Annotated in this window: 1 protein-coding gene; it reads right to left on the bottom strand. The window is 61.3% G+C overall.

The genetic code is table 11. From position 1 onward, the window contains the following. Window positions 1–4 precede the first annotated feature (4 nt). A complete protein-coding gene (locus O3301_RS00815; RefSeq protein WP_305055195.1) occupies window positions 5–20,326 on the bottom strand; it encodes a hemagglutinin repeat-containing protein in 20,322 nt (6,773 codons plus the stop codon). Between the last annotated feature and the right edge of the window lie 3 nt (window positions 20,327–20,329).

The raw sequence follows: 20,329 nt of genomic DNA, 5'->3' as shown, positions 1-20,329 counted from the left end.
ATCCTCACTGCACTCTTAAAATTATTAACTTCCCAGAACTCTTATCAATTGCGGCTACGCCCTTGACCAAGGTGCCATTCCTTAAGGCTTTTTCTATGGCAATCGCTGCTGGCGATGTTGGAACAAGGTTATCTAGCACCTTTTCAACCCATTCATCGCTCATTTGAACCGTTTTCCCGGCGGCGGCAGGGCTTAATTTCGCCCCTGCCTCAGTCATCTGCTTTGAATCCAGTAAAATTGTAACACTACCATCTGTATTCTGAAACACATGATCAAATCCATTGTTACTTCCATACTTCCCACCAGCCAATGATTTTAGTCCTTGTCGCTCCCCTACCATCTCGACTAACTTTTCCGTTGCCGTACCGAGTTTATCTTTGTTTTTTATGACATCCTTAATAATGGCATCCTCCACCACATTTAAGTCAATAAGCGAATAACTATTTTTTGAAATTTTCCCACTGCTAATTCTTCCCGACCCAGAATAAGTAACAGACTCTAACTCCCCTAATGCGGCTATTCCTGACTTCTCAATTCCGAGAGCAACTTTCTCAGCATTCTTTGATAACAGTATTGCATCTTCCGCAGCTCCCCCAACCTTCCCAACCTTCCCGATGGATCCAACAATATTGGATAGGTCTCCGCCTCGAATCGAACCGATCAAAAATGCATCCCCATCTTCGTAAGCATTTGCAAGCTTATTATGGCGATCACTCAATGCTGTTTCCAGAGCCGGCGCCCATATGCCTGGATTTTTCAATACACTCCAAATATCTGAAAATGCTTTATCAGCTCTCCTCTCTGCCTCTTCATCCCCAAACAATACCTTTCCAAAAGTAATCCCCATTTTTAGCGTCTCAACACCTCCTTCATATATGCCATTAGCTAAACCGTGAATCCCCCCTTTAGACAATTCAAGTTTTGAAATGGCAGAGTCAGCCATCAACTCAGTATTTCTCATTTGCTCTTTATAGTAAAATCCAGGTGCGCCAAGAACACCAAATTTTTGATCCGCCTTTCGAATAATATCAGCATAGGCGTATCTCACGTCTTTCCGCAATCCATTACAATAGCTATTTTCAACGCCGCTACAATCGTCTAATTTCCTATCCCTCTCTTTACTTAACGCGAGCAACTCATCCCGTTCAGCACATGCTGACTTATTAGTAGGACTGCATTCCTTAATTTTCTTTTCCAACTCCAGAATTTCTTGATGCTTCAGATAATTATTTGCCACCTCATTCGCAGCACTGGCTGATCCCGTCGCGCCGCCGGCTGCGGCACCCACCGCTGCGCCCGCTGCCAATGTCAGCGCGCTACGCAGCGTTTGCGGCATGTCCATTTCTTTAAGTTGCTTAGCAATAGTATCCGTCGACAACGCCGCTGCACCTGCGCCCAAAGCGCCATTTGTGCCGCCAGCAAGCCCACCAACGGCCGTGTGCAACGCAACCCGCGCTAGTCCATCCTCTTTCCAGTTATTCTTGATCTCGTCACTTTGACGCTTTAACTCTTTGCTTCTCTCAGGATCCGATTGACTAATCTCACCCGATTCACGCTCTAACAGTGCCGCTTCTTTCAGCTTAGCAGACGCATAGTCTCCAACTTCTTTCGCTGCCGCTGCAGCAAACGCCGCCGTCACATCCATCGTCGCCTGCAACTTGGCCTTGTCGAAATTATTGCCGATCTTGCCACTGCTATCCACTCCGGTCGTCACATCGCGGTTCACACCGGCGATACTCTCATCCGCGCCTTTGCCCGTCGCCGCGCGCTGAGCCGCATCGTCGGTGATGACGATTGTGCCGCCGCTGATACCGCTACGGGTCGTGCTGGTGGAATTTTCGCTGAGGGAAACGATAGCTGGCAGGCCTGCCGTAGTAGCATCTTTTTTGCCACCGACATCCGTCAGGCTCTCATTTCGTGTGCCCGTGCCAGCAAAGGACATACCACCCGACACCCCAACACTGCTGCCCTTCGATATCGCATGATTGGCAATGTCGCTGTGCGTCAGGGTCGACGTAATCAGGCTGCTGTTTGGCTTGCCCGCCTCCGTGGCACTGATGACTGCACCCTTCAAGTCCGTATTGCCGCCCACCTTGATCTGGAAGCCGCCGTCGCCCGCCTTGATGCCGCTTTGCTCCTGCACGCTAGCGTAGTCGTTGTGCATGTTGCTCTGGCTATAGCTGCCGCTGACGCTGGCGCCAAAGCCGACCGTGCCGCTGGCGGACAGGCTCTGGTTCTTGCTGTCGAACTTGGCCGTATCCTGCAGGCTTTCCACGTTCAGGTTGCCCTTGATATCGGCAATTACCTGGTTGGCGCTGGCCACGGCGCCCTTGATGTTGGTATCGCCGCCGCTGCTGATCACCAGCTTGTCGCCCGCATTCACATGCGTATTGAGCTGCGTCGTGCCATCGCCGTCCTCATGCCCCTTGCTGCCGCTGAGGCTGGCGGTGAAGCCGAACGAGGTACCCTGTGTGCTCACGATAGCCTTCACGCCGACGGAGGCGCTCAGGCTCGAGCTCTTGCTGTGCTGGCTTTCCGTGTCCTGCGCGGCCAGCAGATTGACGTTATTGTCGGCATGCAGGCGGATATCATTCTTCGCGTTCAGGTCGCTGCCCAGGATATTGATGTTGCTATCCTTGCCGCCACCCAGGGCCGTGATGTTGATATTGTTGCCTGTCAACACGCTGCCGCTATGCGTGGTGCTGGCCGTATTTTGCGTCTGGATGCTTTCCGAATGGCCCGCCGTTAGGCTGATGCTGATGCTTGGACCGCCTTCCTTCATCATGTCCTTGGCAGCGTCCTTGGCGGCCATGGCCGCCGTGGCCGCCGCCATGGCCGTAACGCGGCCATCCTTGGCCGTGCTGGCCGCCGAACTCATGGTTTGCAAGGTCTGGATGGCGCTGATCACGCTGCCGCCCAAAGCCAGGGTCAAGCCATCCTGCGTCGTCTTGACTTCAAATTTCCCCTTCTCATTGTCCTGGCCCGGCTTGATGGTGACGCTCTTGCCGATGATATCGAGATCGGTAGCGGCAAGAATATCGCTGCCGCCTATCGTCACGTTATTGCCGGCAACCATCGTCAATGCACCGCCTGTGGCGCCAATCGAACTGCGCGCCTCGCCGCTTTGCAAGGTGGCGTCCCGCTCCTGATCCACCGTCGTGGTCTTGGTGCCATAGCTGAAGCCAATGCCGCCGCTACTCATGAAACCGCTTTTCTTGGTGCTGGAATGGTGCAGCTCGTACACGGTATTGGTGGCCGCATCGATAGTGATGTTGTTACCCGCAAGTAATTTCGTCGCATCGTCGCTCAAGATGCTCGAACCAGTAACTTGCAAATCATGCCCAGCCTGCACCGTCACGCTGCTGCCGCCAAGCGAAGTGCCGATCGCCGTGGTGGTATCGACCACATCATGTTTGGTGGTGGTAGTCTTGTTCCAGAAGCCCTTCTTCGTCGATTTGCTTGCAACATCGGTCACTTCGTTCTGGAAACCATTGACCAGACTGATGTCATTGCCCGCCACCAATCCCAGCACCCCGCCCGCCTGCACATCGGCCGCACGCGCCAGCAAATCATTTCCTGCCTGCAAATTGACATTGCCGGCGCCGATGATCTGGCTGCCCACTTCGCCCGTCTTGCTTTCTTTGCGGTAATTGTCCGCATTGCGCACTTCATCGTGCGTCGAGGCGACGGCGACGGTATTGAGGGTCAGGTTATGGCCCGCGATCAGGCTGGTCTGGCCATTTGCGCCCGCATTGGCGATGACGCCTCCGGTCAGCGTCATATCACGGCCCGCCTGGGCGACCAGCGTATTGCCTTCACCCGTGCCGGTCACATACAGGCCCGCCACCTTGTCGACGACGGTGCTGGTCTCGCTGTTGCCTGCCCATTTAGAACTGGCGTTGCTGACAGTGGTCGTGACGATGTTGATGTCTCGTCCCGCGCTTGCAATGAGCTTGTCTGTCGCGATCACCTGGCCGCCAGTATTATTAATGTCATTGCCGGCCAGCATGACGATCTGCTTGCCGCCCAGCTCGCTGCCTTGGCTAGTGCCTTTGGTCGAGCTGTTGCCATACCAGCTTTGACGCGTTTCTGTATCCCGGGCCGTAGAAATGTCGATATTGCGTTCCGCAGACAGCTGCAGCGTTTCCGCTGCCTGGACATTTGCCGCTTTCAGCTGGATATTGTCACCGGCACTCAGGCGAATATCGCCGGCAGATGCAATCGTGCTGGCGGTTTCTTTGCTGGACGTATCGGTCATATGCCGCTTCCCAGGACCTGCCAATGTGAACTCACTACCGCTGTTCACTGTCGTGACGGCAATATCACGGCCAGCTGCGATGCCAATGCCGCCACCGGCATCCGTATTCACGACGGATGCACCCGCGATAGTCACGTCGCGCCCCGCAGATACCAGCAAATTACCGCTGCCGGCCGTGCCATTGCCTGTGACATACAGGCCCGCCAGATTATCCAGGGTGGTACGACTGAAGCTGTTTTTGCCATCGCCGCCGCTGGACGTCAGCGTGGACGTCTTCACGTTGATATCCCTTCCCGCACTGACTTGCAGCTCGCTATTGGCAGAAATGGTGCCGCTGATGTTGTTCAGGTCATTCCTGGCATGGGCCGAAATGGCGTCGCCAGTAATGCGCCCGCCCAGGTTGTCGATATTTTCGGCATTCAGCTTGACGATCGTGCGTCCGGCGATCGTACCGCTATTGGTCAAATCGCCTTCGAGATTCAGATTGACTTCCTTGCCGGCCAACAATCCGCCCTGGCCATCGATATCGCCCTCACGCACGCGCACATACACTTGCGGCGCCAGCACTTTTTGCGTACTGCCGTCGGCCAGCACGACGTCCTGCTCCACCAGCCAGACGATATCGCTGGTCAGCCCCGCCATTTGCTCCGCTGTCAGCGCAATACCGGGACGAAGGTCCCATTGCTTGGCAAACGCGACACCTTGATCCATCAGTGCCTTGTACTGCTGTTCGTCACTGGTGTAATCGCCGACGAAACGCTGCCCTGTCAGCTCTGCGACTTGCTCGCGCACCAGGCGCTGCTCATAAAAACCGTCGCCCAGGCGCTTTTGCGTCACGGAGGGATCGTTTTTTACCTGGTTGAGCAGATAGTCGGAACCCGTCCATTCGCGGTAGCTGGCAAAGCGCGGATCGGTTTCCACCAGATAGCGGGACGATGGCGCAGAGCTCACTTTATACAAACTGGCGTTCGGAATCTGTAGCGATGACCCCGTGGTCCGCACCACTTGCGCACGCGTGGATGGGTTGCCCAGTTTCACTTGGGTAATGCCATTCATGCGTACCTGCCCCACTCCACCGACGGCGCCTGCGTGTGCCGCGCTGCCTGTCGAGGCTGCGATAGCCACGTCTTTCAGCGGGTTCAATCCGGTTCCGGTGCTTGCTTGCGCGCCGTTGACACCGGCCAGCGCAGTCGGCGCCAGCGTTGCAATTTCGCCGGCCCGGCCAAGCTTGGCGGCATCGGCAATACCGCCTGGTCCGCCCTTGCCCTGCACTTGATCTGCCGCAATGCCGGCCCCGGCTACCGGACCAAGGCCTGTGTGCGAGCTGGCTTGGCTGCCGGCAATGCCACTCAACTGAGCAGCATTCACCATCCCAAGCTCTCCAGCTTGGCCAAGGACGCCACCATGAGCCGCGCCGCCGGGTTCATTGCCGCCCGACACGGCCGTGACCGCCCCCACAGACGAGCGAGACAGCAAGGCCGCATCAACGCCTGCACCATGCTGGCCAGCGCCGCTGGCCGCATCAACGCGCGCGCCGGAAACCGTGTCAACGGCAACAGTACGGGCCGCATCGCCCGTACGCGTGCTGCCCGTCGCACCGTGAGCGCCCGACACCGTGGCTGCACCCTGTGCGGTAACGCTACCTGCCGCGCCTGTCGACACGTGGTTCAGTGACGTCCCTGTATCCGCAGCGATGCCTGTCGCGCCATCAAGCTTGCTGCCTGGCGTGACGCCAACAGCCGCATTGGTGACGGGATTGCCGGCGCGGTCAGTCTTCTGGACAATCCCGCCGCCATCGACCCGACTAGTTCCTTGACCGCTGATATCGGCTTTCCGGATTTCTGTTGTTTCCGTAGAGAAAGCCGAAGTACGCACCTGCGTTTCCGCACCACCTATGCGCTCGCCCGTTCCGCCAACGCCGCTTTTGACGGCACTGCCTGGTTTTGTGCCCTGGCCGCCGGTATTGGCATTTCCTTCATTGCGTGAGGTGCTGGCAGAACTGGAGGGCTCAGTTACAGTCCGCTCGAAGGGGGTGTAAGTCCCTTTCGAGTAAACTTCATTGTTTCCGCCACGAGCTGTTGTAAAAACTGTCAACACTCCTTTCTCATGTACCGTTTTCTGCCCCTTCGTTGTCTTATTATTGAGAATCGCCCGATCCATATCCAACGTACCACCAGCAATGATATGACTATTGTCATTCACAATAGCGCTGGCGTTAATTTTCAAATTATTGCTTGCAATAATTCTCCCTGGATCGGAACTAATGACAACGCTCTCAAGGCTTGTACGAGTGACTTCACGTTTTGTAAAGTGAACAAAACCCCCACGATCCGGCAAAGTCAAGATAGTACGGAGGTTAACTTGAGTGATCGGCTGGGCGGACATGCCTGGCGTACCCTCTCCATACGTGATATCGCTCCCTGGCAGTTGATACTCAGTTGTCGTCTCCGTCGTCATCCGCCCTTCCTCAAAAACCAGATGGTTATTGAGTACATTCACCTGACTCGCACCCAGGTTCAAGCTCCCCAACGCCTCGATCGTCGCGCTGGCATTCGTCACCGTTCCCGCCCAGCCCGTGGCGATGCGGTTGCCGTCCAGGTAGCCACCGATGGCCATGTCGCCGCCGCTGAAGATCAGGCCGTGTTCGCGGTTATTGAGTGTGGTGACGCCGATATCGAGCCGCTCGCGCGCCGCGATGGTGGCCGCCACGCCGCCCTCCACGTCATTGTTGACGGTGCCACCTGCTATGCTCAGATGGTCGCCATAGATGTGGCCCGTGCCGACGTTATTCAGCGTGCCCACGTTCAGTTGCGTGCTGATGCCGTCGATCACGCCCCGGTTGTTCAGCACGCCGCCGACGTTGACGCGCGTCGTGCCCGCATTGATGTCGCCCGTGCTGGCATTGTCGAAATTGGCGGCGCCCAGGGTCAGCATGCTGAGCGCCTGGATTTTCCCGGCATTGGCCAGTTGTCCGCCGATGGTGATATCCGCATTGCCGTTGGCCATGATCTCGGCGCCCGCGTTCAGCGTAAAGTTGCCGGCCAGGTCCAGCGCCATATCTTTCTGCGACAACACCTTGCCATCGCCGCTCAAGCTGCCCGCGCGGATGTCGGTACGCTGGCCGCCGATGATGGTGCCGCCCGAGTTGGTCACGGCCAATCCCCGGCCGGGGCCAGTGTCCTGCAGTGCCAGCGCGCCGCCAGCGCTGAGCATGCCCAGTGTGTTGTTGATAATGCCTGCGCTGTTGATCGCCAGGTTGCCATCGGCGCGCACCGCGCCCTGCACATTGCTGACATTGACACTGTTCAGGGTCACATGGATGCCTTCGATGCCCTGGTTCGCGCCCAGGGTGCTGGCATTGTCGATAGCGCCGCCCGTCACCGTGACGGCCGCGCCGGAGCGGATCAAGCCTTGCTGGTTGTTGATACTGCCGCCACCCGCGTTCAAGCCAATATTGCCCAGCACCTGGATTTGCCCGCCCTGGTTTTGCAAGCCGCTCAAGGCCAGGTCCAGCGCCGACTTGCCGACGAGCTGGCCGCCACGGTTATCCAGCTGGCCCACGCTGCCCGTGATGTTGCCGGCCGCGCCCAGATAGCCGCCCGCATTGTTCCAGCTGCCCGTTTGCAGGGTCAATCCTGCGCCGCTGCTGATGCCGCCCGCGCTGCCCGGATGGCGCACGGCATACGCGCCCGCATTGGTGTTGAGTAAAGCGTTGCCGTGCGTGTCGATGGTCATGGCGCCGCCCGACTGCAGCAAGCCGCCATCGTTGTCCAGGATGCCCGTCTGCAAGTTGACGGTGCCTGCGCCCGCCAGCGTGCCCTGCGTGTTGTTGAAGATTTGGCCGTGCGTGTCGAGCGTGACATTCGCGCCCGCAATGGTGCCTTGCCCGTTCCACAGGCCGCCATTGCGCAGGATGATATCGCCGCCCGCTTGCAAGGTGCCGCCATTGTTGACGGTGGCGCCCGTGGAAGTGACCGTCAACAGGCCTTGCACCGAGGCCAGCTTGCCGCCGGCGCTGTTGTCGACGCTGGCTGCGTTCACGGTCATATTGCCCGTGGCCGCCAGCAAGCCGCCCGCATTGTTCAATGCCAGCACCACGTTCGCCGTCAACTGGCCACCTGCCGTGGCGCTGCCGCCCTGGTTCAGCAGATTTCCGGTACCCATCACAACATTGCCGCCGCCGGCGATGGCGCCGCCATGGCGGTTGTCGAGCACGTTGTTTGCCGTCAGCGTCAGGTTGGCCGTGCCGGCCGCCTGCAGCTTGCCGCCCTGATTGTTGAGGGTCGGTGCAACAATCGTCGTGTTGCCGTTGCTGGCAATCGTGCCGCCGCGGTTGTCCAGGCTAGTCGTCAATTGAATGCTGGTGTCGCCCTTGCCCAGCTGCGTCAGGTTGCCGCCCGCATTGTCCAGGGTCGTGCCCGTCACGCTCACTTGCTGCGCGATGGTACTGGCGTTGCGGTGGTCAATGGCGCCGGCCGTGACGACCAGGGCGCCATTGCCCGTGATCTGTCCGCGCAGGTCGTTCAACTGCGCGGCTTGCAGGCTCAAGGTACCGCTGCCCGCGTGTTCGATCTTGCCATCCGTATTCGTCAGCGTACCCGCTTTCAGGCCCAGGTTGGCGCTGTTGACGGCGATGCGCCCGCCCGTGTTGTCCAGCACGCCTGCCGGCGCCGTCAGCTCGATGGCTGTATTGCCAGCACCGGTCTGCACGATGCCGCCTTGCTGGTTGTTTAGGTTGCCCACAGCCACCGCCAACTGACCCGCACTGACATCGCCGCGCTGGTTGTTCCACGTCTGGCTATTCGCACCGGCCGTGATCGTCAGGGCGCCCGGCGTGGTGACCACGGCGCCGCTGGTGCTGACATCGCCGCTTGTCGCCGTCAGGCCGATATTGCCGGCGCTGCTGCGGCTACCGCCCAGGTCGACACTGCCGCCGCGCAGGACGGCATTGCCTGCCGCCAACACTTGCCCATGCGCTCCCAATGTCTGCTGCGCCGTGATTTGCAGATTACCGCTCGTCTGCAGGCTGCCGTCGGCCTTCACGCCCGCGGCGATCAGGCTGGCCGCGCTGCTATTGACGCTGTTGGCGCTGATCGTGTTGTTGCCCTGGGCCAGGATCACGCCAGTATTTTCCAGCGCCCCCGTCACGGTCAGTACCTGATCTGCGCCGGCAAACAGGTTGCCGCTGTTGCGCACGCTGCCCGCCGCCGTCGTCAGATTGCCGCTGGCAACGATGCTGCCTTGCGCATTGAGCAGCTCGTCCATCGTCAATTGCGCATTGCCGCCTGCCGCCTGCAACTGGCCCAGGGTATTGTCCAGCTTGCCGCCAGCCAGTGTCAGGTCGCGCCCGGCAATGATCACGCCGCTAGTATTGTCCAGCTTGCCCGTCGCTGCCACATTGACACCTTGCGCAGACGCAATACGGCCATGATCGTTAAGCAACTCGCCCGTTTCCACGCGCACATTGCCATTCGCCTCGATCTTGCCGCCGCTGTTATCCAGGCGCGTGCTGGCCAGCACCGTTGCCGCACTCGTGCCCAGCTGCGTGATCTGTCCCTGGCGATTATCGAGGATGCCGGCGGAGACGTTCACCTGCTGCGCCAGCAGGCTGGCGTTGCGGTGATCGAGGTAATTGGCCGCCACCTGCAGCGCGCCATTGCCCGTCAGCTGACCCCGCTGGCCATACAGATTCGTGGCACGGATCTCCAGCACGCCCTTGCCTGCATGTTCGATCTTGCCATCCGTATTCGTCAGGTCGCCCGCCTGTAGGCGCAGGTTGGCGCTGTTGACGGCGATGTGCCCGCCCGTATTGTCCAGCTTGCCCGTTTCGATGAGCGTGTCGCCAGCGCCCGTATGTATCAAGGTGCCCTTGGCGTTGTCCAGGTTGGCCACGCGCAGGGACAGTTGCCCCGCGCTCAGGCTGCCGCCTTGGTTCACCAGTGCCTGCCCGTTGGCGGCATTGGCCGTGATGCTCAATAGGCCATTGGTCGACACGACGGCCTTGCTGGTCGTCACATTGCCCGTCAAGGCCGTCAAGCCGATATTCGCCGCGCTGGTCTGGCTGCCGCCCACGTCGACCGATGCGCCCGTCATCTGCAGCTGGCCGGCCGCCATGTTCTGGCCACCAGCTTGCAAGGCACCACGGGCCGTCACGGTCAGGTCACCGGCCGCGGCAAAGCTGCCATCGGCGCGCATGCCTGCCGCCAGCAATCCATTACCGCTCAGACTGCCCGCCGTGATCGTCGTATTGCCCAGCGCGGCGAGGCTACCTGTATTGCTGAGCAAGCCGCCAATGTCCAAGGCCTGGTTGCGTCCGGCATACAGCACGCCAGCGTTCAGCACGTCGCCGCTGACCTTGGCCGTGATATCCGTGCCCGCGCTGAGCGTGCCTTGCGCATTGCGCACGCTGGCCGCGTCCAGGCGCAAGGCGCCAGTGCCCGCCTGCAGCAAGCCGCGCGTATTGTCGATGGCGCCACCCAGGTGCAGATCGGTTGCCGCCGCGATCACGCCATCGGTATTGACGAGCGCGCCAGTGCTGGCGATGTCGGCGGACGTGGCCGAGGTGATCTTGCCCTTGCTGTTGTCCAGGCTGCCGGTCTGCACCGACAAGGTGCCGTTGCCGGCGATTTCGCCATTTGAATTGTCCAGTTGGCCGGTGACAGCAACCGTCATGCCGCCCGCGCCCGTCTGCAGCAGATGGCCGCCTCGGTTGCTCAGGCTCTCGGCCTGCACGTTCAGGGACCGTCCCGTGGTGGTGGCGTTGGCGTGGTCGAACAAGCCTGCCTTCAGATCGACGGCACCATTGCCGATGATACTGCCGCCTGCGCCCTGCAAGGTGGCCGCCGTGATGGCCAAGGTGCCGCTGCCCGCATGCTCGATCTTGCCGCCCGCATTCGTCAAGTTGGCCGTGCCCAGGGTCAGATTCGCGCTATTAACGGCGATGCGCCCAGCGCTGTTGTCCAGTTTGCCCGTCTGGATGACGGTATCGCCCGAGCCCGTCTGGATGACGGTGCCCTTGGCGTTGTCCATATTGCCCACGTGCAAGTCGAGCTGGCCCGCCTGCACAGTGCCTTCCGTGTTGTGCAAGGTGGCGTTGCTCGTGATGTTCAATGTGCCTGGCGTCGTCACCACCGCCTTGTTCGTGCTGACATCGCCCGTTGTTGCCGTCAGGCCGATTTTGGCGGCGCTGGTCTGGCTGCCAGACAGATCCACACTGCCACCTGTCAGATTGGCGCTGCCCGCCGCAAGGTTCTGCCCGTACGCGGCCAGCGTTTGCGCGGTGTTGATGGTCAGATCGCCAGTCGCGCCCAGCTTGCCATCGGCCTGCATGCCGGCACCAATCAGGCTGCTCGCGCTGCTGTCGAAGCTATTCGCCGTGATACTGTTGTTGCCCTGTGCGGCGATCACGCCCGTGTTGACGATGGCGCCGCTGGCGCTCAGGGTTTGATTGCCAGCCGCGTACAGGCTGCCCGTGTTGTTCAGACTGGCCAGTGTCGCGCTCAGGTTGGTGCCGGCAAACACGCTGCCCGCGTTGTTGTTCAGTTCGCCAACGTTCAAGGTTGCATCTCCCGCCACGGCTTGCAGCTGGCCCTTGGTATTGTCGACATCACCGCCGGACAGTGCCAGATGACGCCCAGCCGCCACCGTGCCTTCCGTATTGTCCAGGCTACCCACTGCAAGCTCAGCATCCTGCGCCGCCACGATGCGGCCCTTGTTGTTCAACAACGTACCTGCTTTCACCAGCGCATCGCCATTGCCTTCGATCTTGCCGCCCGTGTTGTCCAGCAAACCCGTGCTGTTGATGCTCATGAAGCCTGTACCCGTTTGCGCCAGGCTGCCGCTGCGGTTGTCCAGCGTGCCCGCGTTGACCGTCAGCTGGTTCGCGATGGTCGTGGCATTGCGGTGATCCAAGGTAGTCGTCGTGATGTCGAGCTTGCCATTGCCCGTAATCTTGCCGAACTGGTTGTTGAACTGGCCCGCGTTGATAGCCAGGATGCCCGCACCCGCGTGCTCCAGCTTGCCATTGATATTGGTCAAGACGGCGGCGTTCAAGGCCAGGTTCGCGCTGTTGACGGCGATGCGGCCGGCCGTATTGTCCAGCTTGCCGGTGGTGATGACGGTGTCGCCCGAGCCCGTTTGCACGATATCGCCGCTGGCGTTGTTCAGATTGGCCACGTTCAGTTGCAACTGGCCGGCCACCAACTGCCCCTGGCTGTTCACCAGTGACTGGGCGTTGCTCGCGTTGCCCGTGATGGCCAGCACGTTGCTGGCGGAAATCACCGCCTTGTTCGTCACTACATCGCCAGTATTTGCCGTGATGGCGATATTCGTTGCGCCAGTCTGGCTACCCGACAAATCGACCGATGCACCTGTCAACTGAGCGCTGCCCGCTGCCAGGTTCTGCCCGCTCGCTTGCAACACGCCATCAGCATGGATGGTGAGATCGCCTGCCGTACCCAGGGTCCCATCCGCTTTCACACCGGCGCCCAACAAGCCGCTGCTGGTCACTTTACCAGCGGTAATATGGGTGTTGTTGACGGAGGCGATCGACCCCGTGTTATTCAGTACGCCGCCCACCATCCACTGCTGGTTACGGCCTGCGTACAGCAGGCCAACATTGTTCAGGTCACCGCTCACTTTCGCCGTCAAGTCCGTACCGGCGCTGACCGTGCCCTGCTGGTTCAGCAAGGTCGCCGTGTTCAGACGTAAATTGTCCGCCTGCAATACGCCGCGCGTGTTGTCCAGTGCAGTGCCGCCAACCTGCAGATTGGTGGTGGCGGCGATCACGCCATCCGTATTGTTCAACACACCTTTGCTAATGACAGAAGCTGCTGCCGCCGACGTAATGCGGCCCTTGTTGTTGTCCAGTCCACCCGCCTGCACATTCAGCGTCCCCGTGCCCGCATGCTCGATCTTGCCATCGCGGTTCGTCAGCGTAGTCGCATCGAGGGTCAACTTGTTGCTGTTGACGGCGATGCGGCCAGCCGTGTTGTCCAGATTGCCCGTCTGGATGATGGTGTTACCCGTGCCCGTTTGCAGCAACGTACCCTTGCCGTTGTCCAGGTTTGCCACATGCAGGTCGAGCTGGCCCGCCTGCAAGGTACCGTCCGTGTTGTGCAACGCGGCGCTGGTCGTCACGTTCAACGTGCCCGGCGTCGTCACCACGGCCTTGTTCGTGCTGACCTCGCCCTGTGTTGCCGTCAGGCCGATGTTGACCGCGCTGGCCTGGCTGCCACTGATGTCGAGCGTGGTGCCTGTCAGATTGGCATTACCGGCCGCCAAAATCTGGCCGTGTGCATTCAGCGCTTGCGCGGTGCTGATCGCCAGGCCGCCAGACGTGCCCAGCTTGCCATCGGCCTGGATACCCGCGCCGATGAGGCTGCTTGCATTGCTGTCGAGGCGATTGGCCGTGATACTGGCATCTCCCTGCGCCGCGATGACGCCCGTGTTGACGAGGGCGCCTGTTGCGGTCAGGGATTGATTTCCGGCCGCATACAGGCTGCCCGTGTTGTTCAAGCTGGCCAGTGTCGCGGTCAGGTTGGCGCCGGCAAACACGTTGCCGGCGGTGTTATTCAAGTTCGCGACGTTCAAGGTGGCGTTGCCGGCCACGGCTTGCAGTTGGCCCTTGGTATTGTCGATGTCAGCACCGCTCAATGCCAGGTTGCGCCCGGCGGCCACGATCCCTTCCGTATTGTCCAGACGATCTACATTCAACGTAGCATCCTGCGCCGCCACGATGCGGCCCTTGTTGTTCAGCAAGGTAGTGGCCTTTACCAGCGCATCGCCATTGCCTTCGATCTTGCCGCCCGTATTGTCCAACAAACCAGTCGCATTGACGTTCATCAAACCTGTACCCGTTTGCGCCAGGCTGCCGCTGCGGTTGTCCAGCGTGCCCGCATTGACCGTCAGCTGGTTCGCGATGGTCGTGGCATTGCGGTGATCCAAGCTAGTCGCCGTGATGTCGAGCTTGCCATTACCCGTAATCTTGCTGAACTGGTTGTTGAACTGGCCCGCGTTGATGGCCAGGATGCCGGCGCCTGCGTGCTCCAGCTTGCCATTGATGTTCGTCAATACCGTGGCGTTCAAAGCCAGGTTCGCGCTGTTGACGGCGATACGGCCAGCCGTGTTGTCCAACTTGCCTGTGGTGATGACGGTGTCGCCCGTGCCCGTCTGCACGATGTCGCCGTTGGCATTGTCCAGATTCGCGACGTTTAGCTGCAGCTGGTCTGCCACTAGTTGGCCCTGGGTATTGATCAGCGACTGTGCGTTGGCCGCATTGGCGGTAATCGCCAGCAGCTTGCTCGTAGAAATGACCGCCTTGCTGGTGATGACATCGCCAGCAAGGGACGTGATGGCGAGGTTCGCCGCGCCTGTCTGGCTACCCGACAGGTCCACATTGGCGCCCGTCAGCACGGCATTGCCCGCCGCCAGATTCTGGCCGGTCGCCTGCAAGACGCCATCGGCATTGATGGTCAGATCACCTGCCGTACCCAGGCTCCCATCGGCTTTCACACCGGCGCCCAGCAAGCCACTGCTGGTCACTTTGCCAGCGGTAATATGGGTGTTGTTGACGGAGGCGATCGACCCCGTGTTATTCAGCACGCCGCCCACCATCCATTGCTGGTTACGGCCTGCGTACAGCAGGCCAGCGTTGTTCAGGTCACCGCTCACTTTCGCCGTCAGGTCCGTGCCGGCGCTGAGCGTGCCTTGCTGGTTCAGCAAGGTCGCCGCGTCCAGACGTAAATTGTCCGCTTGCAATACGCCTCGGGTGTTATCCAGTGCAACACCTCCAACATGCAAGTCGGCAATCGCGGCAATTACGCCATCCTTATTGTTCAGCGCGCCCTTGCTGACAATGTCCGACGACGCGGCCGACGTGATACGGCCCTTGCTGTTGTCCAGCACGCCTACCTGCACAGACAGGATGCCGGTTCCCGCATGCTCGATCTTGCCATCGCGGTTCGTCAGCGTAGTCGCATCGAGGGTCAACTTGTTGCTGTTGACGGCGATGCGGCCAGCCGTGTTGTCCAGATTGCCCGTCTGGATGATGGTGTTACCCGTGCCCGTTTGCAGCAACGTACCCTTGGCGTTGTCCAGGTTTGCCACATGCAAGTCGAGCTGGCCCGCCTGCAAGGTACCGTCCGTGTTGTGCAACGCGGCGCCGGTCGTCACGTTCAACGTGCCCGGCGTCGTCACCACGGCCTTGTTCGTGATGACATCGCCCTGTGTTGCCGTCAGGCCGATGTTGACCGCGCTGGCCTGGCTGCCACTGATGTCGAGCGTGGTGCCTGTCAGATTGGCATTACCGGCCGCCAAAATCTGGCCGTGTGCATTCAGCGCTTGCGCGGTGCTGATCGCCAGGTCGCCAGACGTGCCCAGCTTGCCATCGGCCTGGATACCCGCGCCGATGAGGCTGCTCGCACTGCTGTCGAGGCGATTGGCCGTGATACTGGTATCTCCCTGCGCCGCGATGACGCCCGTGTTCACGATGGCGCCTGTTGCGGTCAGGGATTGATTTCCGGCCGCATACAGGCTGCCCGTGTTGCTCAAGGCATCGAGCGTGGTGGCCAGATTGCCGCCTGCAAACACGTTGCCTGCCGCATTGTTCAAGTTCGCCACGGTCAAGGCAGCGTTACCGGCCACGGCTTGCAGTTGGCCCTTGGTATTGTCGATATCAGCACCGCTTAATGCCAGGTTGCGCCCGGCGGCCACGATCCCTTCCGTATTGTCCAGACGATCTACATTCAACGTGGCATCCTGCGCCGCCACGATGCGGCCAGTGTTGTTCAGCAAAGTGTTTGCCTTCACCAGCGCATCGCCATTGCCCTCGATCTTGCCGCCCGTGTTGTCCAGCGAGCCGGCGGCATTGAGGCTCATCAAACCTGTGCCCGTTTGCGCCAGGCTGCCGGCACGGTTGTCCAGGCTGCCGGCGTTGACGGTCAGCTGATTCGCCACCGTCGTCGCATTGCGGTGGTCGAAGGCAGCGGCCGTGATGTCAAGCTTGCCGTTGCCCGTGATCTTGCCGTACTGGTTGTTGAACTGACCTGCGTTAATGGCCAGAACGCCCGCACCCGCGTGTTCCAGTTTGCCATTGATGTTCGTCAAGACCGTCGCGTTCAACGCCAGGTTCGCGCTATTGACGGCGATACGGCCGGCCGTGTTGTCCAGCTTGTCCGTCCTGATGACGGTGTCGCCCGTGCCCGTCTGCACGATCTCGCCGCTGGCGTTGTTCACATTCGCCACGCTCAGCTGCAACTGCCCACCCACCAGTTGCCCTTGGCTATTCACCAGCGATTGTCCATTGTTCACATTGGCGGTAATAGCCAGCAGATTACTGGCGGAAATCACGGCCTTGTTCGTCAATACGTCGCCGCTGCGCGCGGTGATGGCGATGTTGCTTGCCCCCGTCTGGCTGCCCGACAAGTCCACATTGTTGCCCGCCAGCACGGCGCTGCCCGCCGCCAGGTTCTGCCCGCTTGCTTGCAAGACGCCATCGGCGTTGATAGTCAGGTCGCCTGCCGTACCCAGGCTACCGTCGGCTTTCAAGCCGGCGCCCAGCAAGCCGCTGCTGGTCACTTTATTAGCGGAAATATTGGTGTTGCCAACGGAGGCGATGGAACCGCTGTTGTTCAGCAAGCCACCCACCGTCAGTTGCTGGTTACGGCCTGCATACAGCAGGCCGGTGTTGCTCAAGTCTGCGCTGAGGCGCGCCGTCAGGTCCGAACCGGCGCTGACCGTGCCCTGCTGGTTCAGCAAGGATGCCGCCTCCAGACGTAAATTGTCCGCCTGCAATACGCCACGCGTGTTGTCGAACCCAATACCGGTCAACTGCAGCGCCTGCGTGGCCGCGATCACGCCGTCCGTGTTGGTCAGCGCACCCTTGCTGGTGATATCTGCCGAGGCAGCGGACGTGATGCGGCCCTTGCTGTTGTCCACCACAGCAGCCTGCACTTGCACGCCGCCATTGCCGGCGATGTTGCCGCCCGTATTGTCCAGCGCCTGCGCCACGTCCACGCGCATCTGTCCTGGTCCCGTCTGCTGCAGGGTACCGTCGCGGTTGTCCAGATTGTCGGCCTGCACTGTTATCTGCTGCCCGGTCGTGACGGCATGGCGGTGATCAATTGTTTCCGCCTGGATATCAACCAGGCCATTGCCCGTCACCTTGCCGCGCTCGTCATCGAAACGCACCGCGTCGATGCTCAGGCTGCCCGTGCCCGCGTGCTCGATGCTGCCGTCGCGGTTAGTCACAGTTTCCGCAGTCAGCGCCAGCTTGGCGCTGTTGACGGCGATGCGTCCGCCCGTGTTGTCCAGGGTGCTGCCTGTCAATACCGTGTCGCCAGTGCCCGTCTGGATCAGGGTGCCGCCGCGGTTGTCGAGCGATCCCGTTGTGATATCCAATTGCCCGGCGCTCAAGGTGCCGCGCACGTTCGACAGAGCCTGGCCGCTGCCGGCCGCCGTCACGGACAGCACGCCCGTAGTGGTCACCAGCGCGTTATCGGTCACGACATGACCGGCGCTGGCGTTCAGGCTAATCGCCGCGCCGCCCGTCTGGCTGCCGCTCAGGTCGATGGCGGAAGCATGCATGCTGGTCTTGCCTGCCGCCAGGTTCTGGCCGTGGGCCGCGATCGCCTGCGTGGCCGTCAGTTGCAACTGGCCGCTGCCGGCCAGGCTGCCGTCGGCGCGGATGCCGGCGCCCAGCAAGCTGCCAGTAGCGCTGTCGAGGCGGCTGGCGTCGATGCGGTTGTCGCCCTGCGCGGCAATGACGCCGCTGTTGCTGACGGCGCCGCTCACCTGCAGCGCCTGGCTACCGGCTGCATACAGGTTACCGCTATTGAGCACTTCACTGGCCCGGGTAGCAAGATTGCCACCGGCAAAGACGCTGCCGGCCGTATTGTTCAGTTTTGCCACAGTCAAGGCCGCATCGCCCGCCAGCGCCTGGATCTGGCCGCGCGTATTGTCGATGTCCCCGCTGTCGAGGCGCAACTTGCCGCCCGCCGCCAGGGTCGCCTCGGTATTGTCCAGCGCGCCTGTCGACAACGCCATGTCCGTGCCCGAGACGATACGGCCCTTCTGATTTTGTACACTCCCCGCCTGCACGCTCAAAGCGCCATTGCTTTCCAGCGCGCCACTGCGGTTGTCCAACCCGCCGCGCACGTGCACGCCGGTCGCGCCCTGGCCGCTCTGCGCCAGGCTACCGCCCCGGTTGTCCAGGCTAGCGGAGTCGATACTGAGCTGCCCCGCCACCGTGCGCGCATCGCGGTGGTCGATGTGCTCGCCCGTCAGCGCCATGGCGCCATTGCTGAGGATGCTGCCGCGCTGCAAGTTGATTTGCGCGGCGTCAATCTCCAGCGCGCCCGTGCCCGCATGCTGGATTTGCCCGTCCTGATTACTCAGGCCGGCGGCCTGCAGGCGCAAGGCCTGGCTATTCGTGGCGATGACGCCGCGCGTATTGTCCAGCGCACCCGGCAAGCGGATGGCCAGATCACTGTTGCCCAGTTGCATGATCTGGCCGCCCACGTTCGACAAGCCGTACGCATTCACGCCCAGCTGCTGGCCAGTCAACTGCGCCGCATCGCTGCGCACGGTGTGCGCCGCGTCCAGTTGCAGGCGGTCGCGCGCAGTGACCTGCGCGCGGCTGGCATCGAGGTCGCCGGCGCTGGCGCCCAGGCTGACGTTCCCACCCGAAACTTGCGCCCCAGCAAGGTCCAGCTGGCGCGCCGCCAGGCTGCTGTCACCGCCAGCCATGGCCGTGCCGTGCACGGCAATGGTGTCGCCAGCAGAAACGCTCAGCTTGCCGCTGGCGGCCAAGGTATTGTCCAGATTCAAGCCAGCCGCCAGCACCGAGCCGGCGGTGGCATCAATGCGCGCTGCCGCGCCCGTGGCGTGCACCTCGGCATTGTTCTGCGCGCCGATCACGCCGCTGTTGGCAATATTGCCCTGCGCCTGCACCTGGCTGTCGCCGCCCGCATACACGGTGCCGCTGTTGGCCATGTCGCCCGTGACGGCGATGCTGGTCTGGCTGCCCGCGCCGGCGGACTGGATATTGCCGCTGTTGCTCAGCCAGCCATTCGATTGCAGCACCAGATTACCCGCCGTGGCCGCCAAGACGCCCGCATTGCGCACGCCCAGGCCCGCTTCCGTGCCGACCAGGGTGATCTTGCCTGCGTACATGCCGCCCAGTTGCGCCACGTCCAGCGCGTAAGCCGGTGCTGGGCCAACGCCAGCGACGGGGCCCGTCACCCCATGCGCCGCATCGATCTGGTTAGTTCCTGTGACCACTTTCAATTCCTGCGCCCAGATGCCGCCATTGATCTGTGCGGCGCGCGCCAGGATGGCCGTGTAGTCGCTCAGCGACGTGTCCAGGCCACGCCCGTTGATGCTGACCACCCCGCGCTGCACCATGTAGCCGTCCAGGCTGCCGCCGTTGAGGATCGGCGTGCCCGTCGTCAGCGTGACCCGACTCGCATTGATGAAACCGCCGCCGTCGATGGCCACGCCGGCCGGGTTGGCGATGACAACCTCGGCCCGCTGGCCGGCCACCTCGACATAACCGCGCAGCTGGCTCGGGTTGGCCGAGTTGACTTCGTTCAATATCACGCGCGCGCTGCCGCCGGCCAGCCATGGATTGCCTTGCACCCAGCCGCCCGTCTGCGTCTGCACGTTGCCGCGGCTATTGTTCAGGATGGCGCCATTCGCCGTCACGTCGAACTGGCTGTAGGTATTGCGCGACACGCCCGCCGCGCTCGGCGTCTGGATGTTGACCTGTGTCACGCCATTGGCGCTTTGCACCACCGTCGGACGCTGGCGGCCCGGCGCACTCGGGTCGGCCACGATCTGTCCCATGGCAGGACCGGCGACAAAGGCCACCATGCCCAGCGCGCCAAATATCGCCAAGGCCAGCGGCCGCAATTTGGCATTGACCCCGCCACCGCCATCACCGCCGAAGACACCGCTGTCCAGGCCTCCCTCCCCCTTGGCAGCCTTGCCTTGCGAAGAAGCATTTTCGGCCACGACCATCAATTGGCCACGGCGTTTGTTGAAGATGATGCGGTACAGGTTCTTGTTCATAAA

The organism is Janthinobacterium sp. SUN211, from assembly GCF_030587315.1.
Lineage (GTDB): Bacteria > Pseudomonadota > Gammaproteobacteria > Burkholderiales > Burkholderiaceae_D > Janthinobacterium > Janthinobacterium kumbetense.
This window is presented reverse-complemented; position numbering and strand designations above follow the sequence as displayed.

What these genes read in the sequence shown, in the direction of transcription:
- O3301_RS00815 (WP_305055195.1), bottom strand. Translation starts at nt 20,326, where the DNA reads ATGAACAAGAACCTGTACCGCATCATCTTCAACAAACGCCGTGGCCAA.